Genomic DNA, 21,946 nt, shown 5'->3' with positions numbered 1-21,946 from the left:
CCCGGTCGACCGTCGGTCGGTCAGCCGGCGGCGAACCGCCGGGCGACGATCGCGCCGTGCGGGCGGGAGCCCCGGCCGGTCCGGGTGTGCGCCTCGAGGATCTCGAAGCCGGCGCCCCTGAGCTCCTCGCCCAGCGCCTCCGCCGGCCAGCGGAACGCGCTCACGACGGCGTGGTCGAACCTCTCGTGCGCGGGACCGAAGAAGAAGCCGATCAGGAGCCCTCCTCCCGGTCGCAGCACCCGAGCGAACTCGGCGAGCGCCGCCCGGAGCTGGGCGGGCTCATGGTGGATGAGCGAGTACCAGGCGAGGACTCCTCCGATGCTGCCGGAGGCATCCGGTAGGGCGGCCATGTTCCCGACGTCGAAGGGCACGCTGGGATGGGCGCGGCGGGCGTGGCGGATGAAGCGCGACACCTGATCGATCCCGCGCGCGTCGACGCCGCGCTCGGCGAGGTGGGCCGTCCAGTGCCCCGGGCCGCAGCCGGCGTCGAGCACCGGTCCCTCGATCCCGTCGGCCCACCCGGTCACGAGGTGCAGGTCCGACGGGTGAACCGTCGTCATGGACCCGAGGAGCTCGGTGTACTCGTCCGCTCGCCGGGAGTACGCGGCTTCGACCTCTGATCCCACGAGACGAGCGTAGGAGGTCCGCCGCGGAGATCTCCGCTCAGGGGGTGCGCACCGAGAGGTCGTCCACCGCGACCGTGACCGTCGAGGGCGATCCGCTGCCGCTGAAGTAGCTGTAGAGCCCGACGGCGCCCGCGCTCTGCAGACCGGCCGTCGCATCCGTCGCCGTCACCTGCCACGAGGTCGGCTCCACGGAGCCCATCCGCCACACCTTGGCTCGCACGGTAGTGGGAGCGCTGCCGGTCACCTGCACGCGCAGGTTCAGCTTCTGGTTCGCGGAGTAGGTGAGCCCGGGGACCAGGGCGCTGCGGAGCGTCATGCCGGTGCGCTGCACCTGGATCTGGACGGAGCCGTTGGCACCGACCACGACGCGGCCGCGGTAGTCGGCCGTCCCGACCCGCCTGCCGAGTAGCCCTGCGTAGACGCTGCCGGCGGTCGGGCGCGGGAAGCTGAGCACCGCACGCGAGTCGGAGCCCGCCGTAGTCACACCGTTCAGGTAGGCGTAGCGGGTGGAGCCGGCCGGTGTGGTGATCCTCGCCGCGCGGCCGTTCACGGTGAAGCTCGACGCGGTGCCGGCCGTGGTCCAGGTGCCGCCTATGTCGGCGGTGCCGAGGCCTCCTGTCGCGGTGCGGCCGAAGGAGTCGGAGGCCAGGTCGCCGGAGAGCTTCGCGAGCTCGGTCGCGGCGAGCCCGAACGCGCCGACGCAGTAGGCGATGGAGGTGGTCGTGCTCGGAGCGGCCGGCGCCTCGCCCACGCCCTGGCAGTGGGAGAGGAAGCCGGAGCTCGTGAGCGACGTGGCGCGCATGCCGTTCCACGCCCGCGTGACCACGGGCAGGTAGGTGGCCGAATCGAGCACGCGCGTACGGATGCCGTACGCGATGGCGTAGGTGAAGAGGGCCGTCGCGCTGGTCTCCGGCGCGGGGTAGATCGAGGGGCTGAGCAGGTTGCTGCGCCACATGCCGTCCGAGCCCTGAAGGGCGGCGACGCGCGCCGCCATGCGCTGCAGCATCAATCGGTACTCGGCGTAGCTCGGATCCGTCGAGGGCAGGTCCATGAGCATCCGGGCCATCGCGCCCATGACCCAGCCGTTGCCCCGGGCCCAGAACACCTTGTTGCCGAGCGCGTCGCGCTGCGGCACGTACTTGCAGTCCCGCCACCACAGGTCTTCGGACGGGTCGAACAGCCCCGTGTTCGTGCAGCCGGGGCGCACCGTCGTCGCACCCTGGGTCTTGAGGAACGAGTAGAACTGCGCGTGTTTCACCTGGTAGGCCGCGTTGCCGGTGCGGTCGGCCCAGCGGGGCCAGAGCGGAAGTCCCATGAACATGGCGTCGATCCACCAGTAGCGGCTCGGCGCGAGGGACAGGTCGGCGGCCATCACCCGGTCGGACGGCGCGAGGTTCACGGATACGCCGGCCCGCACGGAGTCCTGCCACACCTGGATCGCCGCGCGGCTGTCCGGATTCGAGGTCGGGGTTTCCGCGGCCTCCGGGTTCCACGCGTTGCGGTCGCCCCAGGCCTGAAGCCGCTGCCGGTAGAGCGGGTCGCCCGTCTCCTGATGCAGGGCCTCAACGGCCATGAAGTACGGCGCCCAGCGCCAGCCGTCGTCGGCGGTCGCGCCTCCGCCCGCGGTGTAGAAGTAGTCGACGGCCGACCGGCCCGCCTGCACAATCGAAGCGCGGGATGGGAGGGCCTCGACGGCGGTGACGGCGAGCAGGGCGCTGGCCGTTTCCGTGGCAGCAGTGGAACCGGCTTCGGGACCGGCTTGGGGGGCGGCTGCCGCTGGAGACGCCGCGGCAGGCAGGCCGCTCACGGCGAGCGCGGGAACCAGCAGGGCGACCGCGAGGGTCGACAGCAGGGAGAACCTTCTCTTCATCGACCTGTCCTGAGCGTTGTCGCGACCGGTATCGCGCTCAAGCTAGTGCGCCCGCGGGTGGCAGGGCAATGCCTCAGGTCAGGAGATACGCGTCGCGGTTCCCGAGACGATGATGCCGCCCGCCGCGGGGACGTCGACCGTGAGCAGCCCCGGGCGCCCGACGTGCCGTCCCTGGCGGATGAGCACGCGTTCCGGTGGCTGCACCAGCCCCAGCGCGCGGAGGTAGGCGCCGAGCGCGGCGGCCGCCGATCCCGTGGCCGGATCCTCGTTCATGGTGCCGACGGGGAAGATGTTCCGCGCCTCGTACTCCGCCGGGGAGTCCGCCCTGCCTCTCGCATGGGCGACGGTGATCGTGCCCGCCCAGCCCTGCTCGTCCATGAGGGCACGCGCGGTGTGCGGATCGAAGGTGAAGGCATCGAAGCGCCCGCGATCCGCGACCACCACGACGGGATGGGTGTTGCCCGCGAAGGACAGGCGCGGCGGATGGGTGGGGTCCAGATCCCCCTCGGTCAGCCCGAGAAGCGCGAGCAGGCGGTCGAGCACGTCTGGCTGCGGCTCCGTCACGATCGGCTCGACGCTCGTGACGGATGCGACGGTGCCCGCCCCCGCCACCCCGCGGCGCGTCGTGATGCGGACCTCGCCGACAGCCGTCTCGAACAGGAAGGCACCGTCGACGGGTGCCGGGATCCTCTGGCCACCGAGGCCGTCCGCGATCGCGACGGCGGTGGCGACCGTGGCGTGCCCGCAGAAGGGCACCTCCGCGGTCGGGGAGAAGTAGCGGATGCCCATCCGGCCCGGCTGCTCCGGGCTCGGTGGTGCCGTGACGAACGCCGTCTCGGCGTAGCCCACCTCCGCGGCGATCTCCTGCATCCGCTCGTCCGACAGGCTGCGGGCGTCGAGCACGACCCCGGCGGGATTGCCACCCTCGGGATCGGACGAGAATGCGGTGAGACGCAACACCTCGACGTCGTCTGACACGGTCCTCCTCGGGGTCAGGCCATGCGCCGGACGGCGACGACCGTCACATCATCGGGCAGTTCGACGCCTTCGGCCAGCCGGCGGATGCTGTCCACGGCGTCCTGCGCGGTCGGCGCGGCGGAGCGGGCAAGGTCGGCGGCGCGGCTGAGCGAGTCCAACGTGCCGTCGAACAGGTCGAGCACCCCGTCGCTGAACACGAGCACGAGATCGCCGGGGCAGAGCTGGTACGTGCGGGCGTTCCACACCTGACCGCCGAGCACACCGAGGGGCGTGTTCGAGGAGCGGAAGAGCTCGCGGGTGCCATCCGCTCGCGCGATGAGGCCGAGGCCGTGGCCGGCATCCACGACGGTCAGGACCCCCGTGGTCGCATCGAGGCGCATGTGCAGAAGCGTGACGAAGGCCTCGTTCGTCACGAGGTCCGTCTCCACCACCCTGTCCACCGCCGCGACGGCGTCGGCCGGCGCGGCCTTGGGCACGGTGACGCGCAGGGCCGCGCGCACCGTCGCCGCGATCATCGCCGCGCCGACGCCCTTGCCCATCACGTCCGCCACGGTCAGGGCGAGCCCGCCGGGCGTGTGCTGCCAGTCGAAGAAGTCGCCGCTCATTGCCCCGCTGGGCACGCACGCGCCCGCGACGTCGTAGCCGGGCACCCCGGGCGCCTCCGCGGGAAGCAACCGCCGCTGCACCTGCCCCGCCTCGGCCAGCTCGCGGCCGGTCCGCTCCATCCGCACGCCCATCTCGCGGGCGAGCTGCTCGCCGCTCAGGGACGCCATCGAGAAGGAGACCACGATCAGCAGCACCATGGTGATGAGCGTCGTGGTCTGGGTGCCGAAGTACTCGACGAACACCGCGCCGCGGGGCCCGTCGATCAGGTACACGACGAGGCGCACGAGGTAGTAGGCGGAGAGCGCGGCGGACGCGAGGAACAGCGGCCAGCGCGTGCGGGAGTATCCGGGATCGAGCAGCAGGATCTCGCGCGCCGAGAGCCCGATGAGGCCGGACAGGAGAGCGAGGAAGAGCGGCCCGCCGGACCAGTCGTTCGTCGCCGGTGAGTCGAAGGCCGAGACGACGATGATCACGACGGTCGGGGCGACGAGCTGCCACCAGTGCAGCGGACGCGCGCGCAGCGACCGAGCGCCGATCCAGACGCTCGCGGCCCCGGCGACGAACAGACCGTTGCCAAGCGGGTTGGCCCAGACCTGCTGCGGCGTGAAGTCGAAGAGGTAGGCGCCCGATCCCGCCAGGAAGAGGGCGAGGGCGCAGCTCCACCACAGGCTGTACGGCGTCCTCGTGCTCCGGTAGGTGACGAGGAGGAACAGCGCGAGCAGCGTGAGAGCCGTCAGGGCGAACGCGACCCGAAGGGTGGCGGCGTCAAGCAATGGTCCCCCCGGCTCCGTTCATGCGCGTGCATGGTTCACGTCGAGTATTGCGGCGGATGATGCCCTCCCGCCACACCGCGCCCGATTCTGCAGGCCCTTCGGAGGGAAGGGGATCCGCCGAATCGGTCGGTGATGCATGCTCGGCGCGGGCAGCGGTGCCGCCGGGCTCGCCTAGGGTTGTTGCAGCGCCGCGCGGAAGCGGTTGCCGGCTGGGCGGTCTTCCGCGCTCCTTCCCACCCCTCTCCTCGAACGGTTTCACGTGTCCGCGCCCACTTCCCAGACCGCCGCCCCCGCCTTCCCCTGGATCGGCCTCCTGACCCTCGCGGGCGCCATCTTCGCCTCGGTCACGAGCGAGTTCCTGCCCACCGGGCTCCTGCCCGACATGGCTCGGGACCTCGACGTGAGCATCTCCCGGGCCGGGCTGCTCGTCACGATCTTCGCCGGCACGGTGGTCGTCGCGACCACGCCGCTCGCGGCACTGACCCGCAAGTACTCGCGGAAGACGCTCGTCGTCGTCGTGCTGCTCATCATCGCGCTGGCCAACGTGCTGGCCGCGATCGCGCCGACCTACGAGATCCTCGTGGGCGCCCGCATTCTCGGCGGTCTCGCGCACGGCCTGTTCTGGGCCGTCGTGGCGGCCTACTCCGCGCACCTCGTGCCGAAGCACCAGCTCGGCCGAGCCGTGGCGATCACCTCCGGCGGCGCATCCGCGGCCTTCGTGCTCGGCGTCCCCGTGGGCACCGCGCTCGGTCACGCCCTCGACTGGCGGGCCGCCTTCATGATCATTGCGGCCGTCGTGCTGCTGCTGGCCCTTGCGGTCGTGAAGTTCCTGCCGCCGGTGAACCACCACGTCACGCTGCGCACCGGCGAGATCCCGCTGCCGCTGTACAAGGACCGCAGCGTCACCGGCGTTGTGCTGCTGTGCATCGTCATCGTGATCCTCGTGACGGGGCAGAACATCTTCTACACGTACATCGCGCCGTGGCTCACGGACGTCGCGCGCTTCCCCGACACGTCCGTCGCGTTCCTCCTCTTCCTCTACGGCGGCGCGGGTGCCATCGGCCTCGTACTCGCCGGCTTCGCGGCGGACCGCTTCCCCAAGCGCGGCTTCGTCGGCGCGGTCGGGGCGGTCATGCTCGCGGTGCTCGTGCTCGCCCTCTTCTCGGGCAATCCGGTGATCGTGGTCTCCGCGTTCGTGGTCTGGGGCGTCGCGTTCGGCGGCATCCCGGCGATGCTGCAGACCCGCATGCTGCACACCGCGTCGTTCCGCGTGCGCGACCTCGCGGCGGCGCTGCAGACGACCGCGTTCAACGTGGGGATCGGCGGCGGTGCGCTCCTCGGCGGGCTGCTGCTCGACGGGATCGGCATCGGCGAGCTGCCCTCGGTGCAGATCGCGTTCCTGGCGGTCGCGCTCGTGCTCAGCGTGGGAGTCGACGCCGTGCGCCACGCACGGGCGCGGAAGCGCGCGTAGGGGTCGCGACCGCGGCCTGGCGGGTCGCTTGGCGCTCGAGGCGGGCCGACTGTTGCCGTGCATCCGGAGTGGACCGCCGTGCTGCTGTGCACCCGGGGCACTTCCCATATCGCTCAAGTAGCCTCGGAACAATGCGACTCCTCCTCATCCGTCACGGCCAGACACCCGACAACGCGCGTGGCGCACTGGGCGCGGTCGTGCCGGGTCCGGGTCTGACCGAGCTGGGGCGCGAGCAGGCGGCCGCCGTGCCGGACGCCCTCGCCGACGAGGCCATCGACGCCATCTACGTCTCCACGATGGTGCGCACCCACGAGACGGCCGCTCCCCTCGCCGAGGCGCTCGGCATCACCCCGACCGAGCTGCCGGGGCTCCGCGAGATCTCCGCGGGATCCCTCGAGCAGCGGTCGGACCCCGATGCGATCCGGCTCTACATGGGCACGATCTTTTCCTGGGCCGACGACCTGGCGGCCCGCATCCCCGATGCCGAGAGCGGGCACGAATTCTTCGCGCGGTACGACGACGCGATCGCCGAGATCGCGTCCCGGCACGACGGCACGGTCGCCGTGTTCAGCCACGGCGCCGCAATCCGCGCCTGGGCATCGCGGGCGTCCCGCAACGTCGGGGTCGAGTTCAGCCGGGTGAACCACCTGGAGAACACGGCCGTGGTCATCCTCGAGGGCTCGCCCGACGACGGCTGGGTGGCCGAGCAGTGGGCCGATGCTCCCCTCGGCGGCGCCCAGCTCGAGGATGCGACGGCACCCGACCCCACGGGCGAGGCCCGCTGAGCGACGCTTTCGGCGACGGGTTCGGGGTCTCTTCTTGCTCGGCGAGGGCGGCTTCTTGCCGGCGACGACGATCCCTCGCCCGGCCGGATGCATCGGAGTTGACTGGTTGCATGAACATCGACAAGAGCCAGATCATCGAGCAACTCATGAGCATGGGCAAGCACGACGAGGCGGCGAAGGCCGACTCCGAGCTGCCCGACAAGGTCGACACCGACCAGCACGGAGACCTGCTGGCGAAGTTCGGCGTCAACCCGCAGGACCTGCTGGGCAAGCTCGGCGGCCTCTTCGGCAAGTAGGCCGGCTTCACGCCACGCTTCGGCCGGAGTCGACGGTAACCCCGTCGGCTCCGGCCTTTTCTGCGCCCGGTGGCCGCCTCCCAGGTGAGCCTTGCGGGTCACGCGTTGGACCGTTCGGGGCACTGCCTCAGGAGGATCGGGCGAGGGTGGCGAGCCAGAGGGCGACGTCGCGGCTGCTCCGCAGGCGCACGATGCGCAGGTGCGGGTGATCCCGCTCGAGCGGCAGCACCCTCTCAGGCATCGAGTGCCGTGTGCGCCAGGCCCAGCGCAGGAGGTGGTCGGGGTTGCCGATCATCGTGCTGAGCGGGGGCTCGACGTTGCCGTTCCAGAGGACCGTGCGCCGGGCCCGCCGGACGAGGGTCCGGCGGAGGACCCGCCAGAGGGTCACGCGGGCCGGCAGATCGAGCCAGACGAGAGTGTCCGCCCGCGACACGAGCAGGCCGCGCACTGCGGTGTACTGCCACTCGGTCACCCACGTGGGTTCGGCGGTGAAGGCTTCGACGTCCTCGACGAAGGTCGGCCGAGGAACCCATCCGACGCCGTGATACAGCCCGTCCATCTCGGTGTGCGGCAGGCCGAGGATCTCCCCGATGCGCCGGGCGAGAGTCGTCTTGCCCGCCCCGGTGACCCCGCCGACCAGCACCCTCCGCGGCACGGGATCGAGCACATCCCGGGCCGTCAGCATCGGGCCAGCCTATGACGCGGGTGGGCTGCGCCGCAGGGCCCTCGCGACGCGCGGCCGGTGACGCGCTCCCTGGCTCGTCGAAGGGCCGCGGGCCCCGCTGCACAAGACCCCACGCGCACGGTCCCATGGCCTCGTCGCAGGGCCGCCGACCGCTTCTCCGACGAACCCCACGGTCCCTGAGCTTGTCGAAGGGACGCTCGCTGTCACTCCGACCTGACCCGGAAAGTTCTCCACAGGGCAGAAAGTTCTTCATCGAAGAAACTTTCGACGTGGTAGAATGTGTGCTATGGGAACCCCGGCAGCGACGCTCCTCCGCACGGCGGATACCGTCGCACGCCTGGGCTCCTCCCCGGCCGCATTCGCGCTCCTACCGAAGCAGGATCTGGTGAACGCCCTGCACGCTATCGCTGACCTGCGACAGTCCTGCGACACCTTTTCCGCCTGGATCGCCGGCGAGCTCGACCGGCGCTCCCGCGCCGACCTGGGCTCCGCCGGCCTCGCCCAAGAGGAGGGCTACAGGACGCCTCAAGCGATGGTTGAGGCCATCACGGGAACGACGAAGGGTGGCGCTGTCTCGATCGTCGAGGTGGGCAAGATGCTCGCCGAAACGGACGCCGTGGAAACCCTTCAGCGCGAGCACCCCGAACTCCCTGCTCCCCCGGCTCCCTGGCACGCACCCATCGCTCACGCCGTGACCGACGGTCGAATCTCCATTGCTCAGGCGGACGCCATCCGAGCTGGCCTCGGGCTGCCTGATGATTCGGTGTCCGTGAAAGCGCTGTCCGCGGCCGCGACCGAGCTGGTTCAGGACGCCGCAACCCTCACGGCAGGCCAACTGCACCGCCGAGCGCGACAGCTCCGCGACGACCTGAACGACACCGAGGTCGCCGACCGCGAGAAGGCCCAGCTGGACCAGCAGCACCTGAAGGCCTGGAAGCGCCTCGACGGGATGGTGGAGGGCAGGTTCCTCTACGCCCCCGAGCCCGGCGCGTTCCTCCTCTCCGTCCTCGACGAGCTCACGAACCCGAGACGTGGCGGACCGCGATTTGTGAAGGAGGAGGATCGGGAGCGGATCGACGCGATCGTCAACGACCCGCGGCCGACCGACCGCCTAGCGGCCGACGGATTCCTGGAGCTCCTCCGCATCGGAGCAGACGCCGATCCTGGTCAGGTGTACGGATCGCGGCGACCGGCGGTCCGGGTGATCGTGACGAAGGAGTCGCTCGACGCGGGCAAGGGTCACGGGTCGATCCAGGACACCGGCGAGGCGGTCTCGATCGCCACGATCCGCCGCGAGGTGTGCAGCACGGGAACGGTCGCGGTGGTCCTCGACGACGACGGGCAGTGCGTGAACGTCGGACGGGAACAGCGGCTCTTCACCACCCGCCAGCGCATCGGACTCGCCGTCCGGGACGGCGGCTGCATGTGGCCGGGCTGCGACCGCCCGCCGTCCTGGTGCGAAGCCCACCACATCAACCAGTGGAAACGGGACCACGGCAAGACGGACATCACCGACGGCGTGCTCCTGTGCAAGCACCACCACCTGCTCCTGCACCATCACGGCTGGGACATCACCAGAACCGGCGGGCACTACAAGTTGCTGCCACCGAGATCGCTCAGCCCGAACCGCGAGCCGCGGCACCTGGCGACGAAGAGCAGAGCGGTCCAGGACTGGAAAGCCCGCCGACACCGCCTCCGCCACCGAACCTTGGCGCGCCCTTCTGATCCGGCGTCACCGGGCGGCTGACCATGCTTCGACCTGGACATGTCGCAGAGAAGCCGACCCGGCGGTCCCTGAGCCTGTCGAAGGGACGCGACGCACCTCACGTCGCTTCGACAAGCTCAGCGACCGTGTACGGAACGATCGCGAATCTCGACAACCACACCACCCGCATCCCATCGCTGCCCGCGAAGCTCTCGGAGACGCGCGACGCCCGTCGACGGCACCCCTGCGGTCCCTGAGCCCGTCGAAGGGACGCGACATCACCTCACGTCGCTTCAACAAGCTCAGCGACCGTGTGCGGAACAATCGCGGATCTCGACAACCGCACCACCCGCATTCCGTCGCTGCTCGCGGAGCTCTCGGGAACGGCCAGCGCCGATGGACGGCACCCCTACGGTCCCTGAGCCCGTCGAAGGGACGCGACGCAACCGACGCTCGACCCGGCGCCGGGTTCTCCTTCGATTGCGCTCAACCGCAGCAGCGGCGATACTTAGTCAAGCAGATGTAGAAAGTACCGACAAGGCAGCGTGGCCCCTTCCGATCACGGCTGCCGTCGGTCCGCGCCACTGCCGCCGCGAGATCCCCTACCGTTCGGAGAAACACATGAGCCGTACCCTGCTGCACGAAGGCTGGACCCTGCAAGCGCTGGGAGGGCCCGTGCCGGCCGACCTCCCCGCCGAGGTGCCCGCCACCGTCCCGGGAACCGTGCACACCGACCTGCTGACCGCCGGGCTCATCCCCGACCCCTACCTCGACCTCAACGAGCACGCCCTGCAGTGGATCGGCGACTCGGACTTCGGCTACCGCACGACCTTCGCCTTCGAGGACGAGGGCCACGAGCGCGTCGACCTCGTCGCCGAGGGCCTCGACACCGTCGCAACGCTCGCGCTCAACGGCGCCGAGCTCGGCCGCACCCGCAACCAGCACCGCTCCTACCGCTTGGACGTGCGGCAGAACCTCCGCGCGGGCTCGAACGAGCTGTCCGTCGACTTCGCCGCCCCCGTGCGCTCCGCCCGCGAGGCCGAGGAGCGCATCGGCGCCAAGCCCTTCGTCGGCAACGCCCTGCCCTACAACGCGCTGCGCAAGATGGCCTGCAACTTCGGCTGGGACTGGGGCCCGGTGCTCACGACGGCCGGCATCTGGAAGCCGATCTACCTGCACCGGTGGTCCATAGCCCGCATCGCGCAGGTCGTCCCGCTCGTCACGGTCGACGCCGACGGCACGGGGCGCGTCGAGCTGCGCGTCGAGCTCGAGCGCACGAACGACGACCTCCTCACCATCGCCGCACGCGTGTCCGGCCCCGGCCGCACGGACGTGACGGTCGAGGCCGAGGTCGAGGGGACCACCGCGATCCTGACGCTCGCGGTCGAGAACCCCGAGCTGTGGTGGCCCCGCGGCTACGGCGAGCAGCCGCTCTACTCCGCGTCCGTGGCGGTGTCGCAGAACGGCGCCGAGGTGGACCGCTGGAGCCACGACATCGGCTTCCGTACGGTCGAGGTCACGATGGCTCCGGACCAGTACGGCACCAGCTTCTCGTTCTCCGTCAACGGTCAGTACGTGTTCGTGAAGGGCGCGAACTGGATCCCCGACGACTGCTTCCTCCCCCGCGTCACGCGCGAGAGCTACGAGCGCAGCATCCGTGACGCCATCGACGCCGACATGAACATGCTGCGCATCTGGGGCGGCGGCATCTACGAGAGCGACGACCTGTACGACATCTGCAACCGCGAGGGCATCCTCGTCTGGCAGGACTTCCTCTTCGCGTGCGCGGCCTACTCCGAGGCGGAGGAGCTTCGAAGCGAGGTCGCGGCCGAGGCCCGGGAGAACGTCGCCCGCCTCGCGCCCAACCCGTCGCTCGTGTTCTGGAACGGCAGCAACGAGAACGTCGAGGGCTTCTACTACTGGGGCTGGAAGGACGTGCTCGCCGAGGGCGAGGACTGGGGCCGCGGCTACTACGACGACCTGCTGCCCAGCATCCTCGCCGAGGTCGACCCGACACGCTCCTACCTGCCGTCCAGCCCGTTCTCCCCCGAGAACTACGCAACGCCGCGCGACCCGAACCACGGTCCCGTGCACAGCTGGGAGGTGTGGAACCGCCAGGACTACACGACCTACCGCGACGACATCCCGCGCTTCGTGTCCGAGTTCGGTTACCAGGGCCCGCCGAACTACTCCACCCTGACCCGGTCGGTGCACGACTCCCCGATGGCGCCGGACTCCGAGGGCGTGCTCTCGCACCAGAAGGCGGAGGACGGCAACGGCAAGCTGCAGCGCGGTTACGCCCCGCACCTGCCGGAGCCGACGAACTTCGACGACTGGCACTACACGACGCAGCTCAACCAGGCGCGCGCCATCCAGTACGGCGTCGAGCACTTCCGCTCGTACTCCCCGCGCACGGCGGGTTCGATCATCTGGCAGCTCAACGACTGCTGGCCGGTCACGAGCTGGGCCGCCGTGGACGGCGACAAGCGCCGCAAGCCGCTCTGGTACGCGCTGCGGTCGCTGAACGCTCCGCGTCTCGTCACGATCCAGCCCCGCGAGGGCGGCCTCGCCCTGATCGCGAGCAACGACAGCCCCGACGCCTGGACCGGCGAGGTGTCCGTGCGCCGCGTCGCGATCGACGGCTCCGAGCTCGCCGCGCAGAGCGTCCGCATCGACGTCGCGCCGCGCACGAACGAGACGGTGCTGCTCGACGCGTCCGTCACCTCGGCCGGCTCGCCCGAGAGCGAGCTTCTCGTGGCCTCCGTCGAGGGCGCCCGTCGCGCTTTCTGGTACTTCGTCGAGGACCTGGAGCTCGCGCTCCCCGAGCTGGACATCACGACGTCCGTGGAGGTTGTCGACGGCGGCTACACGGTCGAGGTGACCGCGAACGCGCTGGTGAAGGACCTGGTGCTGAACGTCGACCGCCTCGCGCCGAATGCGGTTGTCGACGAGATGCTCGTGACTCTGCTGCCCGGCGAGAGCCACCGCTTCACGGTCACCGGTCCCGCCGGCATCGACACGGACGCACTCGTGGCGCACCCCGTGCTGCAGACGGTGAACACGCTGAAGCACGCGCGTCGCCCGGAGCCCGCCACCGCGTAGCCCGCCCGCAACCCGCGACCCGCGCTGAGGTGCCGGATTCGGATCCTTTTCCCGCCCAGGGAGGACCGATTCCGGCACCTCACGCGTTTCGGCGAGAGCCGGCGAGGGTCAGGTGGAGGCGCGGATGACCAGCTCGGGGTCGAACACCAGCCGCGGGTCCGGCGGCGGCGTCGTCTCGCTGCCCGGCATCACGGCCAGGAGCAGGTCGACGGCCGCCATGCCGAACGCCTCGTGGGGTGGTCGCACCGACGACAGGGGCACGAGCGAGTTCGCCGCGTACTCCGTGTCGTCGTAGCCGATGATCGCCACGTCCTCGGGGATACGCACGCCCCGCGCCGCGAGGACGTTCAACAGGCCGATCGCGACGAGGTCGTTGACGGCGAACACCCCGTCCGGTCGAGCCGAGGGCTCGCGGGTGAGCAGCTCCTCGGCGACCCGCCTGCCCTCCGCGATCACGTGCTCCTCAATGTCGATCACCTCCAGGGTGACGCCCGGGAACTCCCGCACCGCGTTGCTCGCGCCCTGCAGCCGGTCCGCGACCTGCGAGACGAGGAGCGGTCCGCCGACGTACGCGATCCGCCGGCGTCCGGTCTCGATGAGGTGGCGCACCGCGAGATATCCGCCCAGGACGTCGTCCACGGACACCGACGGCTGCTCGGGCGACGACGCACGCCGGCCGACCAGCACGGACGGCGTGCCGCGATCCCGGATGGGCGCGAGCCTGCTCTCGATCGGTCGCGACGACGCGATGAGCATGCCGCGCACGCCCTGCTCCTCGAAGAGCGCGAGGTACGAGTCCTCGCGTTCGCGGTCGCGCCGCGAGTTCGTCAGGAACACCGACAGCCCGACCTCCGTGGCGCGCTGCTCGACGCCCTCGGCGATGGTGGCGAAGAACGGGTTGCCCACGTTCGGCACCATGTAGGCGATGGTCGAACTGTGCCCGAGCCGGAGCTGGCGCCCCGCGTTGTTCCGCACGAAGCCGAGTCGGTCCATCGCCTCCTGGATGCGCCGCGCCTTCTCCGCGGACACCCGGGCGGGGTGGTTCAGGTAGTGCGAGACGGTGCCGATGGAGACGCCGGACGCAGCGGCGACCTCGCGTATCCCGACCCTGGCCACGCATGTCCTTCCCCGTCGCGTCCCGCGACGAGACCGTGCCTGCAATCAGGCAATCCTAGGAGCCGCTCGCCCCGCTCGGGCGCCGGAGCCCCCGGCCCGCTCAGGACGTAGGAGCCGTGGACTGCCGCACGACGAGCTCGGGCTGGAACACGACCTGCTCCCGGGTCGCGTCTACGCCCGCGTCTACCGGGCCCTCGGCCTCCTCGCCGAGCAGCAGGTCGAGGGCGCGATAGCCGATCATCCCGCTCGGCTGGCGCACGGACGAGAGCGGCACGACCGTGGCGCTCGCGAAGTCGATGTCGTCGTAGCCGATGAGCGCGATGTCCTCCGGCACGCGCACGGTGCCCGCCATCACGAGCGCCTGCAGCGCGCCCACCGCGAGGAGGTCGTTCGCCGCGAAGATCGCGTCGGGCCGGTCGGCGGGCGCACGATCGCGCACGAGCTCGCCCGCCGCGCGGCCGTCGAGCACGGTGAGCGACCGCGTCGGGATCACCTCGAGGGTGACGCCGGGGAATCGGGACGCCGCCTCGCGGGCGCCGGCCAGTCGGTCCGCGACCTGGCGGATGGTGAAGGGCCCGCCCACGAACGCGATGCGCCGGCGGCCGGTCTCGGCCAGGTGGGTCACGGCCAGCCGGCCGCCCGCCACGTCGTCGACGGACACCGAGGAGAAGTCGGAGTCGTCGGTCATCCGATCCACGAGCACGGTCGGGATGCCGTGCTTGCGCAGCCGGGCAAGACGGGGAAGCGCGTCGGCCAGCGGCGAGATGAGCACCCCGCGCACCCGCTGCTCCTCGAACATGTCGAGGTGGGCGGCCTCCCGCTCGCTGTCCTCGTCGCTGTTGGCGAGCAGCACGGTGTAGCCATCCTCGGCCGCCCGCTGCTCGACGCCGCGGGCGAGGTCCGTGAAGAACGGGTTGCGCACATCGAGCACCACGAGGCCGATGCTGCGGCTGCGCCCCATGCGGAGCTGCCGGGCGACGTCGTTGCGCACGAAGCCGAGCCGCGCGATCGCGTCCTGCACCCGCGCGGCCGTCTCGGGCGACACCCGGTCCGGCCGGTTGAGCACGTTGGACACGGTGCCGACGGACACGCCCGCCAGCGACGCCACGTCCCGAACGCTCACCGCCACTTAGCTCACCGACCCCTGTCTGTCATGCTTGTCGCCGTGACCGAACTTACCCCGCCGGATGCGATGCTCGAGCAGCTTTACACCGGCACGGAGTGGGCCGAGGGCCCGCTCTGGCTGCCCGCGACCAGCAGCGTGCGCTGGAGCGACATCCCGAACGATCGGATCCTCGAATTCGATTCCGCCACCGGCGAGACCCGCGTCCACCGCGAGGGCGTCGAGTTCACGAACGGCCGCACCCTGGACCTCAACGGCGCCGTCGTGCAGTGCTGTCACGGCCGGCGCACCATCGAGCGCGAGGTCGACGGGCAGCCCGTGACGCTCGCCGGCGCCTGGGAGGGCGGCCGGTTCAATTCGCCGAACGACATCGTCGTGGCGTCGGACGGCTCGATCTGGTTCACGGATCCGCCCTACGGCATCCTCTCCGACCGCGAGGGCCACGCCGCTCCCCAGGAGTACGACGGCTGCTACGTCTTCCGCTTCGACGAGGCCACCGGCGAGGTGCGTCCCGTCGTCACGGACATGGTGCACCCCAACGGGCTCGCGTTCTCGCCCGACGAGAGCCTGCTCTACGTCTCCGACACGAACGAGGACGAGCACTGGATCCGCGTCTACGACGTGGTCGACGGGCACTGCAGCAACGGCCGGCTCTTCGCCGTCATCTCCCCCGGCGCGCCGGACGGCTTCCGGGTCGACGAATCCGGCCGCGTGTGGACCTCGAGCGGCGACGCCGTCCAGGTGTTCGACACCGACGGCGCCATGGTCGGCCGGATCCCCGTCCCCGAGCGCGTCTCGAACCTCTGCTTCGGCGGCGACGACGGCCAGGACCTCTACATCACGGCCTCCAGCAGCCTGTATCGCATCCGCGTGACCGCACGGCAGGCGCAGCGCCCCACCCGCTGAGCGCTCCTCCGGTGCGCCTCCAGCACCCCGCAATCACGGCGTAGCGCGGTCGCGCCTTTTGCATCGTTTCATAACGGCCGCGCATCGGCTCGCCGGGAGTGCGCCCCGGGGCGCTTGACACCCCGGATGCCCCTGGCTAGTCTCCGTTTGAAACGTCTCAACGGGGCGCTCACTTTCAAGGAGGAAATGTGACCACAGCATTCAAGCGAGGCCGCATCCGGCCCGTCACGGGCGCCATCGCCCTGCTCGGCGCGTCCGCGCTCCTGCTCACCGGCTGCGGCGGAGGTGGCGGCGGCGGTGCGGCCGAGACCGGCACCCAGGAGCCGGACAAGCTGACGTACCTCAAGAACGCGGAGAACACGAACATCGAGCCCGTGCTCGAGGAGCTTGCGGGCGACCAGTGCGCCGACGCCAACGAGGCCCTCCCGCTCGAGGTCAGCTCGATCCCGCAGGCGGACCTCGACGGCCAGATCCAGCTGCTCGCGAGCCAGGACGCGCTGCCCGTGATGTTCGCCGCCGCCGGCACGCCCGCCGAGGGCGCCAAGCTGTGGAAGGCGGGCAAGCTGCTTGACTTCGAGAAGGAGCTCGAGGAGCTGGGCGTGCTCGACATGATCGAGCCCGCGGCCATCTCGACGATCGAGAACCTGTACGGCGGCGCCTTCGACTTCCTGCCGTTCCAGTTCAACATCGAGGGCATCTTCTACAACAAGGCGATGTTCGCCGAGCAGGGCATTTCGGAGCCTCAGACCTGGGACGAGCTCGTCGCCGCCGCGGAGAAGTTCAAGGCGGCTGGCGTCACCCCGTTCACCGCGTCGGGCGAGCAGGGCTGGCCCATCACGCGCCTCATCAGCAGTTACCTGTTCCGCTCCCTCGGCCCGGACGCGCTGCAGAAGGTCGCCGACGGCGACGCCAAGCTCACCGACCCGGAGTACGTGGAGGCCGCGCAGGCCGTCGCGGACCTCGGCGCCAACGGCTACTTCGGCGAGAACATCGCGTCGCTCGACATCGACAGCTCCTACAACGAGATCCTGACCGGGAACGCCGCGATGATGTACATGGGCACCTGGTTCCTGCAGAGCGCGAACGACCCCGAGAAGAACAAGGTCGGGATCGACAACATCGGCTTCATGCCGTTCCCCGCGGTCGAGGGCGGCGAGGGCAGCATCGACCAGTACCCGGCCAACGTCGGCCTCCCGCAGACGTTCGGCGCGGCCACCTACACGCCCAAGGTCGGCGACTGGCTGAAGTGCATCACCGAGAACTACGGCCAGGTCGCGCTCGAGCAGAGCGGCAGCATCTCCGGCTTCAAGGCCAAGGAGCCCGTCGAGGGTCTGCCCACGCTGACCCAGGACGTGCAGGAGCGGATCGCCGGCAGCGAGACGAGCGTCCTCTGGTTCGAGGCGCTGTTCAACGCCAAGGCCGGTCAGGACTCCTCGAAGAACGCGGCACTCCTCGTAACGGGTCAGATCACGCCCGAGGACTTCATGTCGCTGCTCCAGACGGATCTCGACAACGGCTGACGACGCCTGAACGGTGGCGGCGGCTTCCCGTCTCGGAAGCCGCCGCCACCGTTCCGTGAGCCCCTCGCCGATCCCGGCGCACACCACGAGAAAGGCCCCCCATGAAGTCCGTCCTCGGCGACCGCAAGGCGATCGCCATCCTGCTCGGTCCCGCGCTGCTGGTCTACACGCTGTTCATGCTCGTGCCCGTGGTCTGGTCGTTCGGCTACACGTTCGTGCGGGGCAACGCGCTCGAGGGCTTCCGCTTCGCCGGCCTCGCCAACTTCACCCGCCTCTTCACCGACCCCGACGTGATCGAGGCCTTCGGCTTCACCCTCAAGTACGCGGTGCTTATGACGGTGGGCCAGGTGGTGCTCGGCTACGGGCTCGCCCTCCTCTACACGTTCGTGCTGCGGCGGTCGTCGGCGATCATCCGCACGCTCGTGTTCTTCCCCGTCGTGGTGCCCACCGTGGCCATCGCGATCCTGTACCAGAAGCTGTTCCAGTCGGCGCCCCGGGACGGGCTCGTGAACGAGCTGCTGGTCAACGTCGGCCTCAGCGGCGTGGACTGGCTGGGGTCCGGCAACACGGCCTTCCTCGTCATCGTGATCATGGACGTGTGGCGGTCGATGGGCTTCTACGGCGTCCTGATCTTCGCCGGCCTGCTCGACATCCCCGAGGACATCATCGAGTCGGCCCGCATCGACGGCGCCCGGCAGTGGTCGCTCTTCCGGCACATCGTGCTGCCGTTGTCGCTGCCCATCCTGTTCTCGTCGATCATCTTCAGCATCAACGGCACCATCAAGGTCTTCGACTCGGTGTTCGCCCTCACGGGCGGCGGGCCGGGCAACGACACCACCCCGCTCACCCTGTACATGTACCGCACCGCGTTCGCCTTCAGCGACTACGGATACGGCAGCACGATCGCGCTGCTGCTGACCATCATGTGCCTCGTGGTGACCCTGTTCATCTTCCGTTCGTCGCGCCGCGACGTGACCGCCTAAGGAGCGACACGATGACGACGACCCAGGCGGAGAGCCTCTCGCAGTCCGAGAACCTGTCCCGCCCCAATCCGTTCACCTCGACCGCCCCGAAGCGCCGGTCGCCGTTCTCGGCGCTGCGCCGGGTGCCGGTGTTCCTCACGATTGCCGTGCTGCTGGTCATCGAGATCTACCCGCTGCTCTGGCTCGTGATGAACTCGCTCAAGTCGAGCACCGAGTTCCTGAACACGCCCTCCTGGGCGCTGCCCCAGGAGTGGCGCTTCGACAACTACGCCATCGCCTGGGAGACCGGCATGCTGGCGACCACGATCCGCAACAGCGCGATCGCGACCATCCCGTCGCTCATCATGATCATCATCCTCGGCGTCGCCGCGGGCTTCGCGCTCGAGGTGATGGTGTTCAAGGGCCGCGGCGGCGTGCTGCTGCTGATCCTGGCCGGCATCATGATCCCCGCCCAGATGGTGCTGCTGCCGCTCTTCACGATCTTCTTCCAGGTGCGGCTCACCGGCTCGCTCTGGCCGCTGATCATCATCTACACCGCGCACGGGCTGCCGCTCACGATCTTCATGATGGCGACCTACTTCCGGGCGATACCCCGGGAGGTGTTCGAGGCGTCCACGATCGACGGCGCGACGATCCTGCGGTCGTTCTGGTCGATCGGGTTCCCCATGGTGCGCAACGCCGTGCTCACGGTCGCGCTCGTGCAGTTCTTCCTGATCTGGAACGACCTGCTCATCGCCATCACCTTCGCCAGCTCGCGGTCGCTCAACACCATCCAGGCCGGCCTGCTGAACTTCAGCGGCGAGTACGGGGCGACGGACTACGGCCCGCTGTTCGCGGCGATCTGCATCACAGTCGGCGGGATCCTCGTGCTCTACCTCTTCCTCAACCAGCGGATCATGAAGGGCCTGACGGCGGGCTCCGTGAAGGGCTGACTGACCCCGAGGTCGTAAGCGGAAGTGGTGTTCCGCGTGAGGCTTCGGCAACGAAGGGCCCCCACCGACACCGGTGGGGGCCCTTTTCTTCGTCCAGACGGCTCGTCGCCCGGTGACTAACCCGCGTCTGGACCGTCCGGACCGAGCGGCCCGAGCGGCTCCGGCACCTCGACGCCGTACTCGATGAGCGTGTCCGTGACGACGCGGATCGCGTTCAGCGCCCGCGGGAAGCCCGAGTACTGCACCGTGTGGATGACGGTCTCGAGGATCTCCGTCGCGGTGAGTCCGGCGTTGATCGCGCCGCGGGTGTGGCCGCGCAGCTGCGGCTCGAGGCCGCCGATCGCCACGAGCGCGGCGATGGTCGCCATCTCCCGCTGCGCGAGCGTGAGCCCCGGTCGGGAGTAGATGTCACCGAAGTTGAACTCGATACCGTACCGGGCCAGGTCCTGGGCGAGCCCCGTCTGCATCCCGATGAGGCCGTCGGACGTGCCCTCCCCGTACAGTTCCTCGAAGCGGGCGCGCCCGCGTTCCAGTCGATCCATCGTCGTCCTCCTCAGATGGAGTGCCCGCCGTCGAGCGGCAGGATCACCCCGGTGATGTTCTCGGATTCCGGAGCCGCCAGGAAGACCACGGTCTGCGCGAGATGCTGCGGTTCCCCCAGCTTCCGGGTGGGGATCTGCGCGAGCAGGGCCTCGCGGCGCTCCGGGGTGTCGTTGTCGCGGGCTCCGGTGCCCTGGGCACCGGGCGCCAGGCAGTTGACCGTGATGCCGCGGTCCGCGACCTCGATGGCGAGGGCCTTGGTCAGGCCGACGACCCCCGCCTTCGCGGCCGCGTACGCGGTGGCTCCGCGCACGAGGCGGCCCCCGGCGATCGCGGCGACGGAGGCGATGTTGATGATGCGGCCGGACTCCTGGTCGAGCATCGAGGGCAGCACCGCCCGGGTCACGTTGAAGACCGAGTTCAGGTTGCGGTCGATCTGCGTCGACCAGGTCTCGTAGCTCATCTCGTGGAAGAAGCTCACGGCTCCGCCGCCGGCGCCGTTGAGCAGGATGTCGATGCCGCCCCAATCGTCCAGCACCCCGCCGACGGCCGCCTGGACCGCGTCGAAGTCGGTGAGGTCGGCCGACGCGGAGTAGGCGCGGCGCCCGTGCGCCCGCACGGTCGCAGCCGTGCGCTCCAGGCCCTCCGCGTTGAGGTCCAGCCCGGCGACATCCGCACCCTCGGCAGCCAGCGCCTCCGCGATGACCGATCCCAGTGCCCCCGCCGCCCCGGTGATGAGCGCGCGCTTTCCCTCTAGTCTCATGCTTCGCCTTCGAACCCGCCGCCGCCTCGACCCGACCCTCGGCGAGGGCGGTCGGCCTCGACCTCCTCGATTCTCCCGCGCATATTGAAACGTGTCAATTGGCGCGGAGGCGAACCTCACGAGCCTGCAGGTCGCGCCCATCCTGCTCGGTCAGCTCCTTGATGAATCGGTTCAGTACACGCCACGCGAGCCCCGACGCTTGCCGCGCAGGGCTCGGACTGATGGACTCTCCCCGGAGCCCCGCAGCGGGGCACACGGAAGGATTCCCATGGCACAGACCCTCGCCCCCATCACCCTCGGCGCGTCCAGCCTCGGTGACCGCACGTCCGGCGCGGAGGCCGAGGCGCTCGCGGATGCCCTCGTCGCCTCCGAGTTCGGCCAGGTCGACACCTCGAACAAATACGCGAAGGGCGCGTCCGAGACTGAACTGGGCAAGGCCGTCCGGCGCGCGAACGGGCTTCCCGAGGGCACCGTGATCTTCTCCAAAGTCGACGAGGACCCGCAGACGCGCGCGTTCGACGGCGACCGGGTGAAGCGGTCCCTCGAGGAGAGCCTCGAGCGCCTCGGGCTCGACCACCTCCCCGTGCTGCACCTGCACGACCCGTACTCCATCACCGTGAGCGAGGCGATGGCGCCGGGCGGCGCCGTCGAGGCGCTCACCTCCCTGCGCGACCAGGGCGTCGTCGACGCCATCGGCATCGCCGCCGGCCCGGTCGACCTCATGCTCGAGTACGTGCGCACCGACGCGTTCGACGCCGTGCTCTCGCACAACCACTACACGCTCGTGGACCGCGCCGGCTCGGCCATCTTCGAGGCGGCCCACGAGCGGAACATGACGATCTTCAACGCCGCCCCGTTCGGTGGCGGCATGCTGGCCGGCTCCGAGCGGGCGGCCGGCACCTACGCCTACCGCGAGGCCTCGGCCGAGGTGATGGCCTACGTCGAGAAGCTGCGCGCGCTCGCCGACGAGTGGAACCTCCCGCTCGCCGCGGCCGCGCTGCACTTCTCGCTGCGCAACCCCATCGTGCACAGCACGGTGGTGGGCATCTCATCGCTCGAGCGCCTGGAGGAGCTGCGGCGCCTGCGCGACACGACGGTTCCCGACGGGTTCTTCAGCGCGGTCGACGAGCTGGGCGCGGTGCCGTCGAGCGGCAACGACTAGCGGC

Annotated in this window: 19 protein-coding genes; 10 read left to right on the top strand and 9 right to left on the bottom strand. The window is 70.2% G+C overall.

Annotation, left to right across the window (positions count from 1 at the left end; all coding sequences use genetic code 11):
• Window positions 1-20 precede the first annotated feature (20 nt).
• The 4 genes from DAI20_RS04925 to DAI20_RS04910 all read right to left on the bottom strand — a co-directional run bounded on the left by DAI20_RS04925 (window position 21) and on the right by DAI20_RS04910 (window position 4,853).
• On the bottom strand, window positions 21-626 hold the full coding sequence (locus DAI20_RS04925) for a class I SAM-dependent methyltransferase (protein ID WP_240605876.1): 606 nt from the start codon (window positions 624-626) through the stop codon (window positions 21-23).
• A gap of 37 nt (window positions 627-663) precedes the next feature.
• Window positions 664-2,496: a glycoside hydrolase family 88 protein gene (locus DAI20_RS04920; RefSeq protein ID WP_108249390.1), complete on the bottom strand. Its 1,833-nt coding sequence runs from the start codon at window positions 2,494-2,496 to the stop codon at window positions 664-666.
• 78 nt (window positions 2,497-2,574) lie between these two features.
• Window positions 2,575-3,474: a PhzF family phenazine biosynthesis protein gene (locus tag DAI20_RS04915; protein WP_108249389.1), complete on the bottom strand. Its 900-nt coding sequence runs from the start codon at window positions 3,472-3,474 to the stop codon at window positions 2,575-2,577.
• A 14-nt stretch (window positions 3,475-3,488) separates the two neighbouring features.
• On the bottom strand, window positions 3,489-4,853 hold the full coding sequence (locus DAI20_RS04910) for a PP2C family protein-serine/threonine phosphatase (protein WP_108249388.1): 1,365 nt from the start codon (window positions 4,851-4,853) through the stop codon (window positions 3,489-3,491).
• 259 nt (window positions 4,854-5,112) lie between these two features.
• On the opposite strand from DAI20_RS04910, the gene DAI20_RS04905 reads away from it, so the two are divergent.
• The 3 genes from DAI20_RS04905 (at window position 5,113) to DAI20_RS04895 (ending at window position 7,405) form a co-directional block, all read left to right on the top strand.
• Complete coding sequence (locus DAI20_RS04905) at window positions 5,113-6,324, top strand: MFS transporter (RefSeq protein ID WP_108249387.1); 1,212 nt, start codon at window positions 5,113-5,115, stop codon at window positions 6,322-6,324.
• A gap of 131 nt (window positions 6,325-6,455) precedes the next feature.
• Window positions 6,456-7,109 (top strand): histidine phosphatase family protein, encoded by a 654-nt coding sequence (locus DAI20_RS04900; protein WP_108249386.1) that lies wholly within the window; start codon window positions 6,456-6,458, stop codon window positions 7,107-7,109.
• 110 nt (window positions 7,110-7,219) lie between these two features.
• The gene (locus DAI20_RS04895; protein WP_108249385.1) at window positions 7,220-7,405 is read left to right on the top strand and encodes a hypothetical protein; all 186 of its coding nucleotides are present in this window, start codon (window positions 7,220-7,222) and stop codon (window positions 7,403-7,405) included.
• Window positions 7,406-7,532: 127 nt separating this feature from the next.
• Here DAI20_RS04895 and DAI20_RS04890 read toward each other — a convergent pair whose 3' ends face one another.
• Window positions 7,533-8,090 (bottom strand): P-loop NTPase family protein, encoded by a 558-nt coding sequence (locus DAI20_RS04890; protein ID WP_108249384.1) that lies wholly within the window; start codon window positions 8,088-8,090, stop codon window positions 7,533-7,535.
• A gap of 286 nt (window positions 8,091-8,376) precedes the next feature.
• Between DAI20_RS04890 and DAI20_RS04885 the strand changes: the two genes are divergently transcribed.
• A complete protein-coding gene (locus DAI20_RS04885; protein WP_159084917.1) occupies window positions 8,377-9,837 on the top strand; it encodes an HNH endonuclease signature motif containing protein in 1,461 nt (486 codons plus the stop codon).
• Window positions 9,838-10,416: 579 nt separating this feature from the next.
• Window positions 10,417-12,897: a glycoside hydrolase family 2 protein gene (locus tag DAI20_RS04880; RefSeq protein WP_108249382.1), complete on the top strand. Its 2,481-nt coding sequence runs from the start codon at window positions 10,417-10,419 to the stop codon at window positions 12,895-12,897.
• A 108-nt stretch (window positions 12,898-13,005) separates the two neighbouring features.
• Here DAI20_RS04880 and DAI20_RS04875 read toward each other — a convergent pair whose 3' ends face one another.
• On the bottom strand, window positions 13,006-14,013 hold the full coding sequence (locus DAI20_RS04875) for a LacI family DNA-binding transcriptional regulator (protein ID WP_108249381.1): 1,008 nt from the start codon (window positions 14,011-14,013) through the stop codon (window positions 13,006-13,008).
• 100 nt (window positions 14,014-14,113) lie between these two features.
• Window positions 14,114-15,142 (bottom strand): LacI family DNA-binding transcriptional regulator, encoded by a 1,029-nt coding sequence (locus DAI20_RS04870; protein WP_108249380.1) that lies wholly within the window; start codon window positions 15,140-15,142, stop codon window positions 14,114-14,116.
• 36 nt (window positions 15,143-15,178) lie between these two features.
• On the opposite strand from DAI20_RS04870, the gene DAI20_RS04865 reads away from it, so the two are divergent.
• The 4 genes from DAI20_RS04865 (at window position 15,179) to DAI20_RS04850 (ending at window position 19,477) form a co-directional block, all read left to right on the top strand.
• A complete protein-coding gene (locus DAI20_RS04865; protein ID WP_306766456.1) occupies window positions 15,179-16,042 on the top strand; it encodes an SMP-30/gluconolactonase/LRE family protein in 864 nt (287 codons plus the stop codon).
• A 188-nt stretch (window positions 16,043-16,230) separates the two neighbouring features.
• Entirely contained in the window at window positions 16,231-17,562 is a 1,332-nt protein-coding gene (locus tag DAI20_RS04860) for an ABC transporter substrate-binding protein (RefSeq protein WP_240605875.1), read from the top strand.
• 101 nt (window positions 17,563-17,663) lie between these two features.
• The gene (locus DAI20_RS04855; protein WP_108249378.1) at window positions 17,664-18,545 is read left to right on the top strand and encodes a carbohydrate ABC transporter permease; all 882 of its coding nucleotides are present in this window, start codon (window positions 17,664-17,666) and stop codon (window positions 18,543-18,545) included.
• A gap of 11 nt (window positions 18,546-18,556) precedes the next feature.
• On the top strand, window positions 18,557-19,477 hold the full coding sequence (locus DAI20_RS04850) for a carbohydrate ABC transporter permease (RefSeq protein WP_108249377.1): 921 nt from the start codon (window positions 18,557-18,559) through the stop codon (window positions 19,475-19,477).
• Window positions 19,478-19,593: 116 nt separating this feature from the next.
• On the opposite strand, the gene DAI20_RS04845 is transcribed toward DAI20_RS04850, so the two are convergent.
• Together DAI20_RS04845 and DAI20_RS04840 are read right to left on the bottom strand one after the other, a co-directional pair.
• Window positions 19,594-20,019, bottom strand: coding sequence for a carboxymuconolactone decarboxylase family protein (locus DAI20_RS04845; RefSeq protein ID WP_108249376.1), 426 nt, complete (start codon window positions 20,017-20,019; stop codon window positions 19,594-19,596).
• Between the two features lie 11 nt (window positions 20,020-20,030).
• Complete coding sequence (locus DAI20_RS04840) at window positions 20,031-20,780, bottom strand: SDR family NAD(P)-dependent oxidoreductase (RefSeq protein ID WP_159084916.1); 750 nt, start codon at window positions 20,778-20,780, stop codon at window positions 20,031-20,033.
• A 268-nt stretch (window positions 20,781-21,048) separates the two neighbouring features.
• On the opposite strand from DAI20_RS04840, the gene DAI20_RS04835 reads away from it, so the two are divergent.
• Window positions 21,049-21,942, top strand: a complete 894-nt coding sequence (locus DAI20_RS04835; RefSeq protein WP_108249374.1) for an aldo/keto reductase — start codon at window positions 21,049-21,051, stop codon at window positions 21,940-21,942.
• Window positions 21,943-21,946: the final 4 nt, after the last annotated feature.

It is taken from the genome of Planctomonas deserti (assembly GCF_003067705.1).
In the GTDB taxonomy this organism is placed as follows: domain Bacteria; phylum Actinomycetota; class Actinomycetes; order Actinomycetales; family Microbacteriaceae; genus Planctomonas; species Planctomonas deserti.
The sequence above is the reverse complement of the archived record's forward strand: the minus strand, read 5'-3'. Positions and strand labels throughout refer to the sequence as shown.

What these genes read in the sequence shown, in the direction of transcription:
- DAI20_RS04920 (WP_108249390.1), bottom strand. Translation starts at nt 2,496, where the DNA reads ATGAAGAGAAGGTTCTCCCTGCTGTCGACCCTCGCGGTCGCCCTGCTG.
- DAI20_RS04900 (WP_108249386.1), top strand. Translation starts at nt 6,456, where the DNA reads ATGCGACTCCTCCTCATCCGTCACGGCCAGACACCCGACAACGCGCGT.
- DAI20_RS04895 (WP_108249385.1), top strand. Translation starts at nt 7,220, where the DNA reads ATGAACATCGACAAGAGCCAGATCATCGAGCAACTCATGAGCATGGGC.
- DAI20_RS04890 (WP_108249384.1), bottom strand. Translation starts at nt 8,090, where the DNA reads ATGCTGACGGCCCGGGATGTGCTCGATCCCGTGCCGCGGAGGGTGCTG.
- DAI20_RS04885 (WP_159084917.1), top strand. Translation starts at nt 8,377, where the DNA reads ATGGGAACCCCGGCAGCGACGCTCCTCCGCACGGCGGATACCGTCGCA.
- DAI20_RS04880 (WP_108249382.1), top strand. Translation starts at nt 10,417, where the DNA reads ATGAGCCGTACCCTGCTGCACGAAGGCTGGACCCTGCAAGCGCTGGGA.
- DAI20_RS04855 (WP_108249378.1), top strand. Translation starts at nt 17,664, where the DNA reads ATGAAGTCCGTCCTCGGCGACCGCAAGGCGATCGCCATCCTGCTCGGT.
- DAI20_RS04850 (WP_108249377.1), top strand. Translation starts at nt 18,557, where the DNA reads ATGACGACGACCCAGGCGGAGAGCCTCTCGCAGTCCGAGAACCTGTCC.
- DAI20_RS04845 (WP_108249376.1), bottom strand. Translation starts at nt 20,019, where the DNA reads ATGGATCGACTGGAACGCGGGCGCGCCCGCTTCGAGGAACTGTACGGG.
- DAI20_RS04840 (WP_159084916.1), bottom strand. Translation starts at nt 20,780, where the DNA reads ATGAGACTAGAGGGAAAGCGCGCGCTCATCACCGGGGCGGCGGGGGCA.
- DAI20_RS04835 (WP_108249374.1), top strand. Translation starts at nt 21,049, where the DNA reads ATGGCACAGACCCTCGCCCCCATCACCCTCGGCGCGTCCAGCCTCGGT.